General features: G+C 56.7%; 11 protein-coding genes. 7 read left to right on the top strand and 4 right to left on the bottom strand.

What is annotated here, in order from left to right:
* Positions 1-346 precede the first annotated feature (346 nt).
* Positions 347-1,729: an extracellular solute-binding protein gene (locus D7M11_RS16340; RefSeq protein WP_120748311.1), complete on the bottom strand. Its 1,383-nt coding sequence runs from the start codon at positions 1,727-1,729 to the stop codon at positions 347-349.
* 260 nt (positions 1,730-1,989) lie between these two features.
* Here D7M11_RS16340 and D7M11_RS16335 point away from each other — a divergent pair, with 260 nt between their 5' ends.
* Both D7M11_RS16335 and D7M11_RS16330 read left to right on the top strand, forming a co-directional pair.
* Positions 1,990-2,940 (top strand): carbon-nitrogen hydrolase family protein, encoded by a 951-nt coding sequence (locus D7M11_RS16335; RefSeq protein WP_120748310.1) that lies wholly within the window; start codon positions 1,990-1,992, stop codon positions 2,938-2,940.
* A gap of 87 nt (positions 2,941-3,027) precedes the next feature.
* Positions 3,028-3,465 carry an Hsp20/alpha crystallin family protein gene (locus D7M11_RS16330; protein WP_120748309.1) on the top strand — a complete coding sequence of 146 codons (438 nt, stop codon included), beginning with the start codon at positions 3,028-3,030 and terminating at the stop codon, positions 3,463-3,465.
* Between the two features lie 170 nt (positions 3,466-3,635).
* Here the strand turns inward: D7M11_RS16330 and D7M11_RS16325 are convergent, their stop codons facing one another.
* Entirely contained in the window at positions 3,636-4,514 is an 879-nt protein-coding gene (locus tag D7M11_RS16325) for a LysR family transcriptional regulator (protein ID WP_120748308.1), read from the bottom strand.
* Positions 4,515-4,657: 143 nt separating this feature from the next.
* On the opposite strand from D7M11_RS16325, the gene D7M11_RS16320 reads away from it, so the two are divergent.
* Both D7M11_RS16320 and D7M11_RS16315 read left to right on the top strand, forming a co-directional pair.
* Positions 4,658-5,938 carry an adenylosuccinate synthase gene (locus D7M11_RS16320; protein WP_120748307.1) on the top strand — a complete coding sequence of 427 codons (1,281 nt, stop codon included), beginning with the start codon at positions 4,658-4,660 and terminating at the stop codon, positions 5,936-5,938.
* A gap of 375 nt (positions 5,939-6,313) precedes the next feature.
* Complete coding sequence (locus D7M11_RS16315) at positions 6,314-8,212, top strand: ligand-binding sensor domain-containing protein (RefSeq protein WP_205127062.1); 1,899 nt, start codon at positions 6,314-6,316, stop codon at positions 8,210-8,212.
* A gap of 262 nt (positions 8,213-8,474) precedes the next feature.
* On the opposite strand, the gene D7M11_RS16310 is transcribed toward D7M11_RS16315, so the two are convergent.
* A complete protein-coding gene (locus D7M11_RS16310) occupies positions 8,475-9,362 on the bottom strand; it encodes an AraC family transcriptional regulator (RefSeq protein ID WP_158606656.1) in 888 nt (295 codons plus the stop codon).
* 286 nt (positions 9,363-9,648) lie between these two features.
* On the opposite strand from D7M11_RS16310, the gene D7M11_RS16305 reads away from it, so the two are divergent.
* The 3 genes from D7M11_RS16305 (at position 9,649) to D7M11_RS16295 (ending at position 15,070) form a co-directional block, all read left to right on the top strand.
* The gene (locus tag D7M11_RS16305) at positions 9,649-11,838 is read left to right on the top strand and encodes a hypothetical protein (protein ID WP_120748304.1); all 2,190 of its coding nucleotides are present in this window, start codon (positions 9,649-9,651) and stop codon (positions 11,836-11,838) included.
* 80 nt (positions 11,839-11,918) lie between these two features.
* Positions 11,919-13,256 carry an ABC transporter substrate-binding protein gene (locus tag D7M11_RS16300; RefSeq protein WP_120748303.1) on the top strand — a complete coding sequence of 446 codons (1,338 nt, stop codon included), beginning with the start codon at positions 11,919-11,921 and terminating at the stop codon, positions 13,254-13,256.
* 35 nt (positions 13,257-13,291) lie between these two features.
* Complete coding sequence (locus tag D7M11_RS16295) at positions 13,292-15,070, top strand: glycoside hydrolase family 36 protein (RefSeq protein WP_120748302.1); 1,779 nt, start codon at positions 13,292-13,294, stop codon at positions 15,068-15,070.
* Between the two features lie 104 nt (positions 15,071-15,174).
* On the opposite strand, the gene D7M11_RS16290 is transcribed toward D7M11_RS16295, so the two are convergent.
* A complete protein-coding gene (locus D7M11_RS16290; protein ID WP_120748301.1) occupies positions 15,175-16,593 on the bottom strand; it encodes an extracellular solute-binding protein in 1,419 nt (472 codons plus the stop codon).
* Positions 16,594-16,966 lie beyond the last annotated feature (373 nt).

The raw sequence follows: 16,966 nt of genomic DNA, 5'->3' as shown, positions 1-16,966 counted from the left end.
GGCGTTGCTTGGTATAGCGGTCTTTGGGACTCTTATCCGGCATCGAAAACATTATTTGAGGCGAGTGGGGCAGCATTAAGAGGCCCAAAAACACTCTATTTTTCCAAATTGAATAGTTTCAAGGAAAATAGAAGGCCCAAAAGACTGCTATTGCAGGGGGGGCGTGGCTTTACTGCAAGTGGTCGTAGCCTCGCGCAAGTGGTCGGGGCATCTCTGCGAGTGGCCGTGGCTTTTCTGCAAATGGCCGTAGCCTCTCAGCGAGTGGCCGAGGCCTCACTGCATATGCCGGCGGGCGAGTTAGGCCGTCGCGGTTTTGGCAATTGCGTCAAGCTAACCCCCGCCGTGTTCAGGTCAGCTTGTCCTCGATCTGCATCAGCACATTATCGAGGCTGTCCAGTCCGGCCCAATAAAACTTCAATTCGTCCCGCATAATCGAGAACTGGGAGAACGGAATGCCCAGCTCGGTAAAAAAGCGGAACGTCGGCATAATTTCGCGGAACAGGTGGAACCGCGAAGGCCGGCCGGCAATCGGCTCTTCGCCGGTCCATTCGGCGGCGGATCGCAGCGCGGGAATGTTCAGCGTCTGTTTGCGGATCGACAGCTGCGCTTTCGGCGAAGTCATATAATCGATAAACAGCTTGGCCGCGGTCTGCTGCTTCGATTCCCGGTTGATGGCGAGCCCGATGACGCTGAGCAGCGTTTTCGGCTCACGGTAATAGGGCAGCGGGGCTATGTCGTAAGCGAAGGAGGCACCGCGCAAGGCGTTAAGGCTGTTATAGGTAACGACGATCATCGAGACGTTTTGCTTCAGGAACAGAGCCTCGACATCGGTATTGCTTTCCGATAAATAAGCGGGGAACAGCTCGCGGTCGTTCATCAGGCTCATGCAGTATTGCAGGCTTTCCTTGATGTTCGGATCGTCCAACTGGTATGTTCCTTGTCCGTTTTTGCGAAACTTGACGCCGTTTTGCAGCAGGAAGAGCGGCCAGCGGTTATCCGACAGCACATGGAAGTAAAGGCCGTACCGGTCGCTTCCGTTCGACAGCCGCTTACCCGCCTGCCGCACCTCCTCCCACGTCCAGCTGCTGTCCGGCTCGGACAAGCCCTTTTCGCGGAAATGATCTTTGTTGTAGCACAATATGACCGGGGAGAACAGGAAGGGCTGCACCAGCAGTGCGCCGTTTTTCGTAAAATGCGACGAAAGGAACGGATAGATGCCCTCCTTCCGCTCAAGCGGAGCCAGCATCGACGCCTCTTGAACGGCTCCCTCCATCGTTTCGAAGTGATAGGCGTTCGTCAGCAAAACGTCGATGCCTTTTGCTTGCGTGTGGCTAATAATGGCCGGCCGGTTGTTCGGAAATAAATGATCGACCATCTCAATGCGGATGTTCGGGTATTCGAGCTGAAAATCGTTGACAAGCTCCTGAAGGTTGACCTCGTCCAGCAGACTGGAGTAAATGCCGAAGACAAGCGTAATCGCATCCGTACGCGGCCGCCCGAGCACCTTCGTGCCGACTCGTTCGACTTTCACGATATAACCCTCGGCGACAAGCGTCTCCAGGCCTTTGCGCACGGAACTGCGGCTCAGCTCGAACTGCTCGCACAGGTTCAGCTCGGATGGGATGAACTCGCCCTGCTTGCGTTTCCCGGTGTCGATCTCGTCGCGCAGCGTCGTAACCATCCGGTGCAGCCTGGTTTTCGGTGTTGTTTTGGGCTGGTATGTTTTCATCTCTTTCCTCCGCGCTAAACGAATCGGTTCTCCCTATTATAGAGGAAAAAGCACGCCCTGTCATGGGACAGGCCGCTTCTGTCCGTACGTCCTCACGCTGCGAAATAAGTTGACAGCGATTCCACGACGAAATTATAATCAGGTTGAATACCAAGAAAGTACCAATAGATGTGACGAATTGAGAGAAGAATAAGACACTAGATGAGCTAAAGCAGCGTAAGGATAGAGAGGACTATGCGGAAAAAGGAGTGATTGCTAAGATGGCGAGGTATGTGAAAATCAGCAGTCTCGGGCCGGCGCCCTGCGTCATTGAAGCCGGGGGAAGTGCTGAGGAAGCGGTCGAACGGATGATCGCGCATTGGAAGCGGATGCTGGGGTTCGTGCTGCCCGACAAGCCGGATCTGATCGTGATGCCGGAGGCGTGCGACAGACCGAGCAAGGCGCATTATCCGAAGGAAGAACGTTTGGAATATTACCGGGTGCGCGGCAACCGGATCCGCGATTATTTCGCAAGTGTCGCCGCGGAGCACGGATGTTATATCGTGTATCCGACCCATATGCAGGCCGAGGATGGAAGCTGGCGCAACACGGCTCAGTTTATCGACCGGCAGGGGAAGCTTATGGGCGCTTATCACAAAAACCATCTCGTCCCGGCCGAATACGACGCGAACGGCATCTTGTACGGCAAGGATGCGCCGATCTTCGAATGCGATTTCGGCCGGGTGGCGGCGGCGATCTGTTTCGACCTCAACTTTGACGAGCTGCGGCTGCAATATGTGCGCGCGAAGCCCGATCTTATCGTATTTCCTTCGATGTATCACGGCGCGCTTATGCAAAATTACTGGGCGTACTCATGCCGGTCGCATTTCGTCGGCGCGGTTGCCGGGCTTCCGAGCTCGGTCTTGAACCCGCTCGGTGAAACGGTTGCCCAGAGCACGAACTACTATCCTTATATTACGGCGACCGTCAACATGGACTGCGCCGTTCTCCATATCGACGAGAACGGACGGCAATTTGCCGCCATCAAACGAAAATACGGACCGAAGGTAAAGATCCACGATCCGGGCCTGCTCGGCTCCGTGCTCATCAGCAGCGAAGCGGACGATTTGTCGGTGCGGGACATCATCGCCGAGTACGGCCTTGAGCCGCTGGACGACTATTTCAACCGCTCGCTCGCCCACCGCTGCGCTCCCGGTCATATGGAGCCTTAAGCGATAGTTCCTGGCTTTGCGCATACATTCGGAACGTTTTTGGAAAACTAGCCATGAATAACCGATCCCCAGGAGGTTTACGACATCATGGCTTTGATTCCGTTCGACCCGTTTCGCAATATGGAAGGCTGGAAGCGAGACTTTGACCGCATGTTCAACGATTTCCCCGCTTTCGTTCGCGGAGAGCAGCAATTTGGGGCGCATCGGGTGGACGTTCACGAGACGGACACCGAGGTGATCGCAACATGCGACTTGCCCGGTTTGGAAAAGAAAGAAGACGTCCATCTGGACGTGTCCGGCAGCGTGCTTACGATCTCCGGCACGATTCATCGCTCGCATGAGGTCAAGGAAGAGCAGATGCATCAGCGCGAACGGTACGTTGGCCGGTTTCAGCGCTCGATCGGGCTGCCGGCTCCTGTACAGGAGGAGGGCATTCGGGCCAGCTACAAAAACGGCGTGCTGGAAGTGCGCATGCCGAAGCTGCAGCCGCCTCCGAAAAAGAACATCGACATTGAGTTTCACTGAACCGGCGGCCCGGTTCGGCATAAACTCGGGCGCTCCCTGTGCAGCCTTCGATCCGGCGACGGATCGAAGGTTTTTTGAGTTGAAAAAGCGACATACAGCGTGTATCCACCGCAAAGTGCTAGCAAGAGCCGGTAAAGGCCTTTAAGAACCGGCGAAAAGACAGCGTCCGTTCAGGGCAGCAGCTCGAGCAGCCGCTGTGCCGCCGCGGACAGCGGAACGTCGCGAAGCGTGACGAGTCCGACCCGCCGGGGCGGAAGCGGCGGCTCCACCGGCAGCTCGTACAAGCTGCCGCCGGACAGCTCGTCCTGGATGAACTCGCGGATGACGCAGCCGATGCCAAGCCCGATGCGGGTGAACTGGACGATCAGCTCGATGCTGCCGAGCTCGATTTCGGGCTGAAGGAGGACGCCTTGGCGCTGCGCATAATCGTCTGCATGGCGGCGGATGCTGCTGCCTTTCTCGAGCATGAGCAAAGGAAGCTGGACGAGCTCCTCCCACGTAAGCGCACGCTCCGCTCTGGCGAACCGATCTTCGCTTACAAGAAAGCAATCGTGCAGCGTCATACTTTCCCTTACATGCACCTGCTTTTCTTCGATTGGCAGATTAACGATGCCGAAATCGATCCGTCCTTCTTTCAGCAGGGCGATCGTCTCCCGCGTCGTCCGGTTCGTCACCTGAATTTTGATGTCCGGGTACAGCTTGTGGAACGATTCGAGATGGGGCAGCAAATAGTAGCGGCATAACGTGTCGCCCGCCCCGATCTTGACCTCGCCGGCCATCAGCTTGCGCATCTCGGCTATTTTCTTTTCGCCGTTCTCGAGGAAGTGATGCGCCTGGGAAACGAACCGCAGCAGCACTTCGCCCTCCGCCGTCAGCTTGACGCCTCGCGACGAACGAAAAAACAGCGCTCCCCCGAGCCGGAATTCGAGCTGCTTGATCGCGTGGCTGACGGCCGGCTGTGTGATATACATTTTCTCGGCGGCTTTGGAGAAGCTGCCGGTTTGGGCGACTTCGTAAAACGCCCGGTACCATTCCATATTTTCGATCATAGTCCCAACCTCTTTCCTGTTCCATTCACTAACATAAATTCAATTTATATTAGATATTAAATCTATTCATTTCATTTATAGTTATAAGTTCATTATAATGAAACCGTAAGGAATAAAACAAGTTCGGAAGGGGAAATGAACGAATGCCGGTTACCGCGATTGTCGGCGCCAATTGGGGAGACGAGGGAAAAGGCAAAATTACGGACGCACTGGCCGGAGGAAGTCGGTACGTAGTCCGTTTTCAGGGCGGCGGCAACGCCGGCCATACGATCATTAACGATTACGGAAAGATCGCGCTGCATTTGCTCCCGTCGGGCGTATGCCGTCCGGGGACTGTCAATGTGATCGGTCCGGGCGTCGCGTTTGATATGGGAGACTTTTTTACCGAATTGGACAATCTCGTCCGCAAAGGCGTTCCCGCACCGGACATCAGGCTGTCCGAGCGGGCGCAGCTCGTGCTGTCGTATCATCGGCTGTTCGACGGCCTGGAGGAGGAGCGGCTCGGCGAGCGGCAGTTTGGCTCGACGAAGAAAGGAATCGCTCCGTTTTATGCGGATAAATATTTGAAGCTGGGCATCCAGGTGGCGGATTTGTTCGACAAGGAGCGGCTGCTGGAACGGCTGAAGGCGGCGCTCGAAGCGAAAAATGTGCTGCTGCGGCACTTGTACGGCAAGCCGGAAGTAGATGCCGGGAAGCTCGCGGAGGAGCTGCTGGAGCAGGCCGAGCGGCTGAAGCCGTTCGTCTGCAATACGACCGAGCTGCTGCAGGACGCCTGGAGGCGGGGCGAATCGATCCTGGTCGAAGGGCAGCTCGGCGCCTTGCGCGACCCGGATCACGGGATTTACCCGTATTCGACGTCGTCTTCCACGCTTGCCGGCTTCGCAACCGTCGGAGCGGGGCTGCCGCCGTATGCGATTAACCGCGTCGTAGCCGTAACGAAGGCGTACTCGAGCTGCGTCGGAACCGGCCCGTTCGTGACCGAGCTGCATGGGGACGAAGCGGAGGAACTGCGCAAGCGGGGCGGCGATGCCGGTGAATACGGCGTCGTGACGGGACGCCCGCGCCGGGTCGGCTGGTTCGATGCGGTGGCGACGCGCTACGGCTGTATGGTCCAGGGAGCGACTGAGGTGGCGCTGACCAACCTGGACGTGCTCGCTTATCTGGACGAAATCCCGCTATGCGTCGGTTACCGCACCGCTTTCGGAGAAGTGACCCGGCAATTTCCGGCGAACGGGATTTTGGAGTCCGCCCAGCCGGTGCTCGAAACGATGCCGGGCTGGCGCACGGACATCACGGGCGTCCGCTCGTTCGACGAGCTTCCAAAGGAAGCGCAGGCTTATGTGCTGCGTTTGGAGGAGCTGATCGGCGTCGGCATCCGCCAGGTATCCGTCGGGCCCCGTCGGGAGCAGTTGTTTGAGCGGTGATGGCGGGTGAGCCGTTCGGAGTGGAATATCAGTCTGAAAAAAACGCCTGATGCTGGAGTTCCCAGAATCAGGCGTTTTTTCACCGTTTTCGGACTGTTTCGCGAATCGCTGGGTGAACAGCTTGCGTGAACGGCAGGAAACAAACCGCCTTTATCCGGCCATCCCGGTGGAAGCGGTTTTATTTCGTATTTTGCTTCTTATATTAGTATCCTTAGGTTTACACATTCACATCTGTTTGACCGACAATTAAGGACATATTTAAGCGATTGACATCAAATCGCAGCCGAACCTATACTTTATGTATACCAAAGGATACCAACAAACGTTTATGCGGGGGATTGAATGATGGGAACTTTAACACCGATAGGAACGCCCTTGAATTGGATCATCAACAATGGCTGCGCGGTCGGCCGCGATCAGGACGGAACAGCTGTCATCTATACCGTTATTAAAGGAGGCGGCGACTGCACTGTATTCGCTGTCGTAGACGCCATGACAGCGGAAGTGCTCACCACGGTCGACATGCCGGGGGTGAGCGGAGCATGGGGATTGCTGCAGGCCAGCGACGGATCGGTGTACGTTGGGACGTACGGCAACGGCAGGCTGTACCGGTATGTGCCCGGGAGCGATCGGCTAGCCGACTTGGGGCGGCTCGGCGAGGAGTCGGTCGTATATTATTTGACGGAATGCAGAGAAGGCAACATTTATACGGGTACGTACCCAAGCGGCGCTTTGTTCCGCTACGATCCCCGCTCGAATCGGATCGATCATCTGGGGAGGCTGTGCGATGAGGAGAAATACCTCGACTCGCTTGTTTACGACCCGGTCCACCATGCCTTGTATGCCGGTCTGGGCAGGCAAACGGCCCGGCTGTACCGGATCGATCTTGCGACGGGGCAGCGGGAGGAGTTGCTCGCGAAGCTTTTGCCGGACGATTACAGCCGTTACAGCTCTGTTTTTTGCATGGGTTATGGGCTCGGCAAGCTATTTATCCGGCTCAGCAAACCGGACCATCTGCTAATCGTTGATACGGCGACGAATACGGTCGAATTTTACGATCCTGGCAGCGGGATTGGGCTCGGCTGCAAGACGGTGGCTGTCATGCCGGGAGATGAAGAGCATGTGTATTTAGGAGGCAGCGTGCTGCGCACGTACAATGTGGCTACCCGTGCGTTTACTGACCGGTTTCCCGACGAAACAGTGAAAGCGCTTCATTACCAAAATGCCAAATTCATGGAGCTGAGGCGCCCGGATTGGCCGGGCTATACGATGATATCGTCCACGGAAGGCGGACGCATCCTGCTGTACAACAAGTCCACGGGAAGATTGGCCGAATCGAGATTCCGGCATTCCGGCGCTCCGGTCCAAGTTCGCAGCCTGCACGGAGCGGAGGACGGCCGGGTGTATGCAGGCGGCTACATGATGGGGTTCGCTTCCTATGACTGCGCGGAGATGACGTTCGGCGAAACTCGCGAATTCGGTCAAGCCGAATCGATCGCCGGTTTTCGCGGCAAGCTGTACGTCGGCATCTACGGCAGCGCCGGATTAGGCGAATACGACCCCGCCCTTCCCTGGAGCGCCACGAATCCGCGCAAGCTGTGGAATTTGATGAAGGAGGGGCAGGACCGGCCGTTCGCGATCATCGGGGTCGAGGAGCTGAACAAGCTGTTTGTCGGTACAGTGCCCGATACCCATTCGCTTCAAGGAGCACTTGCGGTTTACGATGTCGGGACGGAAGAGCTGCGCGTGCACAAAAATATCATTCGCAATCAGGGTGTGGTGTCGCTGCTGTACAGAGACGGGCTCGTCTACGGCGGCACGACGAATTATGGCGGTTTGGGGACGAAAGGTCCGATAGAGATTGGGGGGAAGCTGTTCATCTTCGATCCGGGGAAGGGAGAGTGCGTCTTCGAAATCGTTCCCGTCCCCGGCCGCGGTACGGTCAGCGGTCTGCTGAACGGTCCGGACGACCGCATATGGGGCGTGGCGGGCGACCATTTGTTCACATTCGACCCTCTCTCCCGAACGTTTTCGTATCTCGAAGCGAAGCTGAAGCGGGGCGCCGCGAACGAGACGGTGTGGGCCGACGCCGATCTCGCCATCGGGGATGACGGCAACGTTTACGGCACGAACGCGCAGAGACAGTTTTTCCAAATTCGCCCGGATACGATGGAGGTGACGATACTCGCAAACGGATACCGCTATTTAACGAAAGCGGCGGACGGACATTTCTATATGTCCGACGATTCGGCGTTATGGAGGTACGAACTGTAAAAGCACACGCAGGCAGCAGGCAAGCGAGCAGCCGACGAGACGGGCTTGCCAGAAGGAAGCGAAGTAGATTCGAATTCACAGACATTTTAACATGAACATTACATCTATCCCGAATGGTAAGGATACTAGAGAAGGCTACAAGGATGACAACCTAAGAGACCAAGATCACATTTGAGCGAACAGGAATACAAAATCCGCGTAAATCGGAGTGTTGACAAAGCGTTTGTCAACACTCCTTCTTTTATTAAAAAGATATCCCCCTTTACAACCGGAAGCTGGCTTCCCGCATCCGACGGTACGCTTGCGGCGTCAAGGCCGTCATTTTGCGAAACAATTGGCAGAAATACGAAGGGTTGTCGTAGCCGACCAGCGTGCCGACCTCATGCACAGGCAGAGGACTGGTCTGCAGCAGCCAGCAAGCTTGGCGAATGCGCCTCGCAACTAAATATTCGTTGATTGTGCTTCCTGTATACTGTTTGAACAAGTGGGAAATGTGATATTTGGACAAATGCAGGTCCGAGGCCAGCCGTTCAAGCTGAAACGCTTCGGCGTAATGCTCCTCGACCCATTGGAGGATGCTCTGCGCATGATGATTGCGCGCGTCCTGAGGCTGATCGATCCGTTCGCTGCCCCAAAACATGCGGATGTAATCAAACAGCTGCATCGTCAGCAGCATGGCAGGTTCTAAGCATTCCTCACCCGCGCTCTCAGCCGGCACGGGAAAACGGGGCTTGTAGTAGGCTAGCAACTGGTCCAGCATGTCGTTTTTCTCCGGCAAATAAAGAAGCTGCGTGGTAAGGGCACCTTTCCACAAATAACGGAAAAACAGTTGCAGCTCCGGCATGGCGATCAGGTAGGAATCGAACAAGGTGGGTTCGAAGGTGACGACAGAGCGAATATAGGGGGATTGCGGCGAAACGTCCTCCATTTGTACCCGGTGCAACTGAAAAGGCTGGAAAAAAAGCAGCGTCCCTGGCCGAATCGGATGACGCTGCTGGTTGACGATGACCTGCCCCCAACCCGCATGAACATATAAAATCTCCATTCCCTGATGGGCGTGGTGGTAGTAGCCAAAGGGTTTCGCGCGTTTCATCAGCAGATCGACGACAAACGGCGTTTTTCCGACTCCCATGTCCTGTATGAGCTTCAACGCACGGCCTCCGTCCATATTCGTGATTTCAACCACAATCGCAATCTAGCAACATTTTAGCACAATGCATCGGTAATGGCCTACCAAGAGTTCTTGCTATAATGAGCTTGACGACGATGCCAATGACGCTACCGGCAGATGTGGTACGGCGGACGCCGGATCATGCGGGGAGACTGACTGCCTCGAGAGCTGCTGGTTGAGGTGTGGAATGAGGCATCGGAATCGTAGGAAAGATTAACGGAAGCGTTTTCATCTTGAGGCAGGATGCCAAAGGAGGAATGAAACCATGAGCGAAGTGCAGAAACCGAGGGTTGAAGAGAAAGGGGCGAATATCGAACAACCGGCGGGAGCGTTTTCCGTGGCGGGGCGGAAAAACGAGCTCGAGAATCCGGACGGAGCGGCAGAAAGTCGCGTCTGGTCCCGCAGGGAACTGCTTGGGTGCGGATTGCTGGGGACGGGCGCGGTGCTGGCGAGTTCGGTATGGATGGGCGGGACGGGCGGCGGGACAGTCAGCGCGGCGGTATATGGGGGAAATCCGGAGAGCGGGGAGATGGCTTGCTGCGAGGACGGAAGCGACCTGACGGTAACGGCTGCTGGGACAACGGCATCGCGGAAGCTTGGCGACGTTTTGGCTGAGTTGGGCAGCACTGCGAGCTTCGGGGTAGCGGTTTACCCCGCAGACACAACGGCCATTTTCCAGGCGGCCATCAATCACTTCGACTATATCGATATTCCTCCAGGCACTTACGCGGTCAACGAGCTGACGGTTCCTTCGCACAAAACGATCCGCAACCGCGGCCACATTCAGGGCACAGTGCGAGTGATCGGGCCGGATGCGAATGAACGCGGCCTGTACAGCCGGGATCGAGTGAACGGAACGGGTTCGCTTACGGCGGGGGCAACGGTACTGAACGGCTCGTTCCCTGACTACAGTGTCGGCGATTTCGTGATGGTTGGATTGCAGGGAGCTGGGCTTGCCTCCATCAATCAACAGGGATATGACTTCGCCACGATAACTGCCGTGACGCCGTTTTCCTTAAAGCTGGATACGCCGCTGCGCTGGGGGTATCCGGACTGGTATGCGGCCAAGACGATCGGAACGAACTGGACCGGCACTTTGCAGCGCGGGGCGTATACGATTGCCGGCAGCTTCGGCCATTTGTTTGCTCCTGGCGATCTGCTGCGCATTGAAAATCGCAACGGAACGGATTGCTGGTACGGCATTCCCAGTCATACCGAACTTGTTCCTGGCGGTGCGAAGGCGTATTTCGAACTGGTCCGAATCAAAAGCGTAGGTGTCTCCGAGCTCGTGCTGGAACAGGAGCTCGCTTACGCACATACGGACCCTGTTCTGGTCAAAATGGACGCTGTTGCAGACGTTACGATATCCGGAGGCCGAATCCGAATCGATACGGTTATCGCCCGAGGCTGCGACAATATCCGCCTCTACGATTTTCAATGCAGTTCTTTGTCGGTCGGCTATAGTGTCGGCGTTTCGGCCGATCAGATCCGGGCGGATGGTTTGTCGCCGATCGTCTGCGGATTCAGCCACGTGCGCGACGCGGTCATTTCCAATATGGTGACGCGGGGAGGGACGGGTGCAACCGACAATGGATCGTTCAAGATGATGTCGCCGATCGGCGTGTCGGTGCTTGGCATCCGCTCGCTGGATACAGTATGTACATCCGCCCAAGGCGTGTATCCGTTTTTCCTCGATTTCTATTTCACTCCATATGCCGGATGGGGGCAGGAAGTGACGATCGGCAATTTGGCGCTGTCCAAGCCGAAGCAGGGCGCTCCGTTTTCGCTGTGGGCGACCGGGATGCGAGAGATGACCGTCGCAAATGTGACGGCGGCGGGTACGATCCGGTTCAGCAAATGCAGCGGTCTGCAAGCGGCCGGTCTGTCGGCCGGCGGGGCTCTTAACATGGAGGATTTGATCGACGGCGGGATGGTGACCGGCTTTCAGGCGGCGTTTGTTAATGTGCTGGGATGCAGCGATTTATCCGTTTGCGACGGCGTCGTGCGCGGCGCGAACGGTCAAAACAGCGGCCGTGCGGTCTGGGTACGCGGAGGCATCGTCAGGCCGGTGTCTGAGCGGGTGACGCTGCAAAACATCAAGAATCGTTCGACAACTGCCGGCGATACGACGATCTATGTGCAGACAGCGACAGATACGACGATCACGGGCTGCTCTGACCTTCCGGGGTTGAACAAATCGGTGCAGATCGGCTCCAATGCAGGGGCGGTGCATTACGGGCTCAACTCCCTGCGCAATGCCATCGATGTATCTGCGGCGATCAATGGCCGGACGGTAGCTGCGGCGGATATGGCGCTTCAGGGCCACCGCTGGGATCGCGCCAGGTTGCGGCTGGGCGATTATACGCTGTGGGTCGATGCGGCAGGCAAGCTGCGGATCGTACAGGGAAATCCGGCCAGCGATGGCGACGGCACCGCAGTCGGCGCACAATCGTAACGATGATCGGGCTGACTGGGAAAGCGCTTGATTAAGGCAATCGAAAGGACATACAACATATCTAGAGGGGGCGCAAATCGATGAAGTTGAAATGGAAAACACAAACGTGGTTATGTGTGCTGCTGCCTGCTGTAGCGGCGCTAACGGGCTGCGGCGGAGGAAACGGAGCACCTAAAGAGACAACTCCGTCGGCAGACATGGCGGAGACGCCCAAGGAGGATACAACACCGGTTACGCTCAAGCTGTATGCCGGACAAAACCTGACCGACGAAAACTGGAACAAACTGCTGCTTGAGCCACTAAAGCAAAAGTATCCGTACATTACAGTGGAAATCATCAAGCCGACAGCGCAAATGCGCATCGAGCAGTTGGTGAGCGCGGGCGATGTACCTGATCTGTACACGACGTTTCAAGGCGATATCGGCAACTATATTCAGCTTGATCTGGCGGAGGACATGACCCCGCTTGTCAACCTGCGGAAATACGATCTCTCCCGCTTCGACCGCATTTATCTTGACGCGATCCGAGCGGTGTCGGGCAATGGCGGACTGTATGGCATTCCGTATTCCGTGCAATTCAACGCCCTCTTCTACAACAAGGACATTTTCGACAAGTTCGGAGCGGGATACCCGCAGGACGGCATGACGTGGGAAGATACGATTGAGCTGTCGCGCAAAGTAGCGCGTACGGACGGAACCGACCGTTATTACGGACTTGACCTGGAATCGCCGACACGGCTCTCATTCCCGTTGTCAATCGTACCGGTGGACGCCGCCTCCAATCGTGCCAATGTCCTGACCGACGGCTGGCGTACGGTGTTTGACACGGCGAAGCGCATGTATGAGATTGCGGGCAATATTCCGGCCAAGCCTGCAGAGCTCACCTCGGGTGCGCCGCTCCGTTTCCCGAACAATAAAAATGTGGCGATGCTGGCAACGATCAATATTTTCGAGCTGATGAAAAAACCGACCGAAGCGGGCATGAACTGGGATGTAGCGCAGTATCCGAGCTACAAGGGAAGCCCGAATACGTACGGCATGGTCGATCTGCATATGATCGGCATCACAAAGACCAGCAAGCACAAAGAGGCCGCCTTGAAGGTGATCGAAGTGTTCGCTTCCGACGAGGTGCAGCTGCTGGGGGCCAAGACGCGGCCGAGTTTGTCGCCGCTGGTCAACCCGGCGATGAAGGAGCAGTTCGGCGCGGGGCTCGACTATATGAAGGGCAAGCGGCTGCAGAGCATCTTCAAGAGCAAGCCGGTTCCGGCGCCGCTGTTCAGCGCTTATGACGGCAAGGCGCGGGCGATTCTAAACGCGCAATATACCGATTTTATCGTCAACAACAAAGATATGAACACGGCATTGCGGACCGCACAAGAGGAGATCGACAAAATGCTGCAGGCGGAAGCACAGAAATAGAAGAAGAACAAACAGATAAGAGGGGGAGAAATCGGATGAGTACAAAGAACAAACATCAGTTGACCGTTACAGCCGCGAAGGACGTAACGTTACCGCCGGCTGAGGCGGCGATCGAACGGGTGGAAACGGAGCAAGGAGTAGATCTGTTTCGAGTTCATCTACGCAGTCCGGACGGAGGTCCACTGACCGAGCAGCGCATTCGGCTGGTTCATCCGCTCCAGGATATTCACGGCTCCTGGGACCCCGGCCTGCGCAATTTCCGCGGCCTGGAAGTGGAATGGGGACCGCTCCTGCGTTCCAGAGCCAACCATATTGCCCCGGTTCAGAGCTTTTACAATCTGGAAGGACGCAACCGGCTGACGCTGGCGTGTTCGGATGCCCGTCATCCGCTCGCGATCCGCTGCTCGGTGCATGAACATACGGCCGAGCTGTATTGCGATGTTTATGTACGAACCGTTGCCTTCCCGGAAAAGGCAGAGTACGAGATCATACTTCGCGTCGACACGCGCGACGTACCCTACTACGAATCGCTTCGTGACGTCAGCGCTTGGTGGGAGAGCATTCCCGGCTATGAGCCGGCCGATGTGCCGGAAGCTGCGAGGCTGCCCATGTACTCGACCTGGTACGGCTACCATCAGCAATTGAGCGCGCAGGAGGTGGAGCGCCAATGCGCGCTCGCCAAGGAAGCCGGATGCGAAGCGGTCATTGTCGATCATGGCTGGCATCGAAACGGGGAAATTTCCGGGTTTTCCAGCTGCGGCGATTGGGAGCCGTGTCCCGAACGGTTTCCGGATATGCGCGCTCATGTGGAGGCGGTGCAGCGGCTCGGCATGCGCTACCTGCTGTGGATGGCGGTGCCGTACGCGGGCAACCGTTCGCAGGCGTGGAAGCGATTCGAGGGCAAGCTGCTGCCGGAAAAACCGGATACGATGATGCTGGACCCGCGTTACCCTGATGTTCGGACTTTCTTGGCCTCCATTTACGAGCGGGCGCTGCGGGATTGGGGACTGGACGGCCTGAAGCTGGACTTTATCGACAGGCTTCCGGAAAGCGTGCCGGCTCATGCCGAGTCGAAGGCGGAGGGGAAGGACGAGACGTCCATGACGGAAGCCGTCATTCAGCTGCTCGACGACGTCTCCGATCGGCTGCGCACCATTCGTCCCGATGTCATGATCGAATTTCGCCAAAACTACATCGGGCCGCTCATGCGCAAATACGGCAATATGATGCGGGCGGCGGACTGCCCGAACGATGCCGCCACTAACCGCATCCGGACTATCGACATTCGGCTGCTGGCCGGGCGAACCGCAGTCCATGCGGATATGGTGATGTGGCATCCGAACGACTCCGTCGAGCATGCCGCCATGCAGCTTGTACATACGCTTTTCGCCGTCCCGCAGCTTTCTGTTCGTCTCGACGCGGTTCCGTCCGACCATGTGGATATGGTTAAGATTTGGCTCGCCTTCTGGAAGGAGCATCGCGATGCGCTGCTGGACGGCGAACTGATGCCATTGTATCCGCAGCTATATTACCCCGTCGTCCATGCCCGAACCGAGCGCAAGCTGGTCTCTGCCGTATATGCGGCAATGGCGGTTCGTCCGGAGCGAGTCCCGGAGCAGTGGATCATTGTGAACGGAACGCTGGGCGCAGAGGTGATTGCAGATTTGCCGACTGCGATCGGAAAGCGGCATATGGTCGTACGGGATTGCCTCGGACGCATTGCCGCCAATGAGACGTTTGACGGTGCTGCGGGGGTTCGCAAATTCGCCATTCCGCCCGCGGGTTGGTGCGAACTGAAAGCGGCATTGCTTTGAACAAGAGCCCATAATCGACGCCGGTAGAAGTCGAAAGGCTTACATACTCGCGAGCAGGTCTCGCGGGATGTAAGCCTTTTTTGGCGGATACATAGGGAAGGAGACTACGCCTGCGACTTGCTTGCCGGCGCGGAAAGCTTTTGCTCCAATTGGTCCAATATCGTATCGAGATCTTCAAGCTGCGACCAGTACAGCTTCAGCTCCTGCCCCATTTGCAGCAAATGGTCGGTAGGCAGCCGAAGCTCCGAAGCGAAGCGGAACGAAGGAATAATATCGCGATACATGTGAAACCGGTAGGGGCGGTTCAGCACGCGGTCCGCCTCGCCGTCACCGACCCACTCGGCCGCCCGCTTGAGGCTCGGAATGCTCAGGGTGTTCAGGCGGATGTCCATTTGATTTTGGTACGACAACATGTAGTCGATAAACAACTTCGCCTCCGGCTTTTTGGCGGAATGAGCCGGGATGGCCAGGGCGATTGCGCCAAGCAGCGTCTTCGGCTCCCGAAGCGATGGGATCGGTGCGATGTCATAAACGAACGGCGCGCTGCTGAAATCGTTCAGACTGTCGTAGGTGCACAGGATCATCGACACCTTACGGTTCAAAAACAGAGCGTGCGCGTCGCTGTCGTTCTCCGACAAATAAACCGGAAACAGCTTCGGATCGCGGACGAGGTCGCGGCATAGGCGAAGCGCCTCCTTCGCTTCCGGAACGTTCAGGATGTAGCCGCCTTGCCCATCCGTCCGAAAGGCCACATTGTTCTGGAGCAGGAAAATCGGCCAGCGGTTGCCGGAGGGCAGATGAAAATAAAAGCCGAACCGATTGGCGCCATTGGACAAAGCATGGCCCGCTTGCCGCAAATCCTCCCATGTCCAGCTGCTGTCCGGCTCGGGCAGTTCTTTTTCGTGAAAATGCTCCTTGTTGTAGCATAGAATGACCGGCGTAAACACAAATGGCAGGGCGTAAAGCCCGCCGCCGTCCGCACGGAAAGGCTGCTCGAGAAACGGATAGATGCCGCCCACCGGAGCAAGCGGCTCGAGCGGGCAGGTGCCATCGTCCGCCTGGGTAAAATATTCGATATCGTGCGCATTGATCGTAACGACGTCGAGGCTGTCGTCCTGCAGCCGCCGGGTATTGAGAGTCTGGTCGTAGTGATGGGAAATTGGAATAGCCTGCACGCGGATGCTGCCATGCAGCTTGTTGAACGATTCGATCATGTGCTGCAGCCGAATTTCGCGTACGAGCTTCGGATAGTAGCCGAATGTAATGACGATTGGTTCGGAACTGGCCGCTCCGGTCACCCGGGCGCCGATTCGCGGAACCTTTTCGAGCAAGCCTTCGTTTACGAGTACATCCAGCCCTTTGCGTACGGTCTTTTTGCTCAGGCCGAACTGCTCGCATAACGTCAGCTCGGAGGGGATGTAGGCGCCCTCGGCTCTCGCGCCGGAGACGATTTCGTCCCGTAACGTTTGTATCAACTGCTCCAGTCGCGTTCTGGAGCCGGATCGTTTGGAAGTTGCGCTCACCTAAACCACTCCGTTGAAAGCGCCCCGATTCGAGCCGCGGCGGAATCCTGCGGGCCGAACCGGAAGTCGCCGTATGACTTGTCCGCCGTTCATGGAATACACTTGGCTAATTATACCCGATGCCGTATCAATTGTCATGCCGCATACCGACTGTTTCGACCGCTGCTGGAAAGGAACGAATCGGCCGCAATAATTTGAACGTTTATCAAAACAATATCCTATATTTATCCGGGCCCGGAATCGATATAATCCAAGTAACAAGCGATATTGAACTATCCCGGGTTGTGGAAGAGCTAACGATCCGTGCGGGACGAAAGCAATTTTATGCGATCGGCGGCAAATTGAAAGCGATTGCTAAACGGCGATGTATCGC

The organism is Paenibacillus ginsengarvi (genome assembly GCF_003626695.1).
GTDB lineage: Bacteria > Bacillota > Bacilli > Paenibacillales > NBRC-103111 > Paenibacillus_AB > Paenibacillus_AB ginsengarvi.
Note: the sequence above shows the minus strand (reverse complement) of the source record. Positions and strands in the feature narration are given on the sequence as shown.

Excerpts from the sequence above, each read along its gene's own strand:
- D7M11_RS16335 (WP_120748310.1), top strand. The coding sequence starts at position 1,990 with ATGGCGAGGTATGTGAAAATCAGCAGTCTCGGGCCGGCGCCCTGCGTC.
- D7M11_RS16305 (WP_120748304.1), top strand. The coding sequence starts at position 9,649 with ATGAGCGAAGTGCAGAAACCGAGGGTTGAAGAGAAAGGGGCGAATATC.
- D7M11_RS16320 (WP_120748307.1), top strand. The coding sequence starts at position 4,658 with ATGCCGGTTACCGCGATTGTCGGCGCCAATTGGGGAGACGAGGGAAAA.
- D7M11_RS16325 (WP_120748308.1), bottom strand. The coding sequence starts at position 4,514 with ATGATCGAAAATATGGAATGGTACCGGGCGTTTTACGAAGTCGCCCAA.
- D7M11_RS16340 (WP_120748311.1), bottom strand. The coding sequence starts at position 1,729 with ATGAAAACATACCAGCCCAAAACAACACCGAAAACCAGGCTGCACCGG.
- D7M11_RS16300 (WP_120748303.1), top strand. The coding sequence starts at position 11,919 with ATGAAGTTGAAATGGAAAACACAAACGTGGTTATGTGTGCTGCTGCCT.
- D7M11_RS16295 (WP_120748302.1), top strand. The coding sequence starts at position 13,292 with ATGAGTACAAAGAACAAACATCAGTTGACCGTTACAGCCGCGAAGGAC.
- D7M11_RS16330 (WP_120748309.1), top strand. The coding sequence starts at position 3,028 with ATGGCTTTGATTCCGTTCGACCCGTTTCGCAATATGGAAGGCTGGAAG.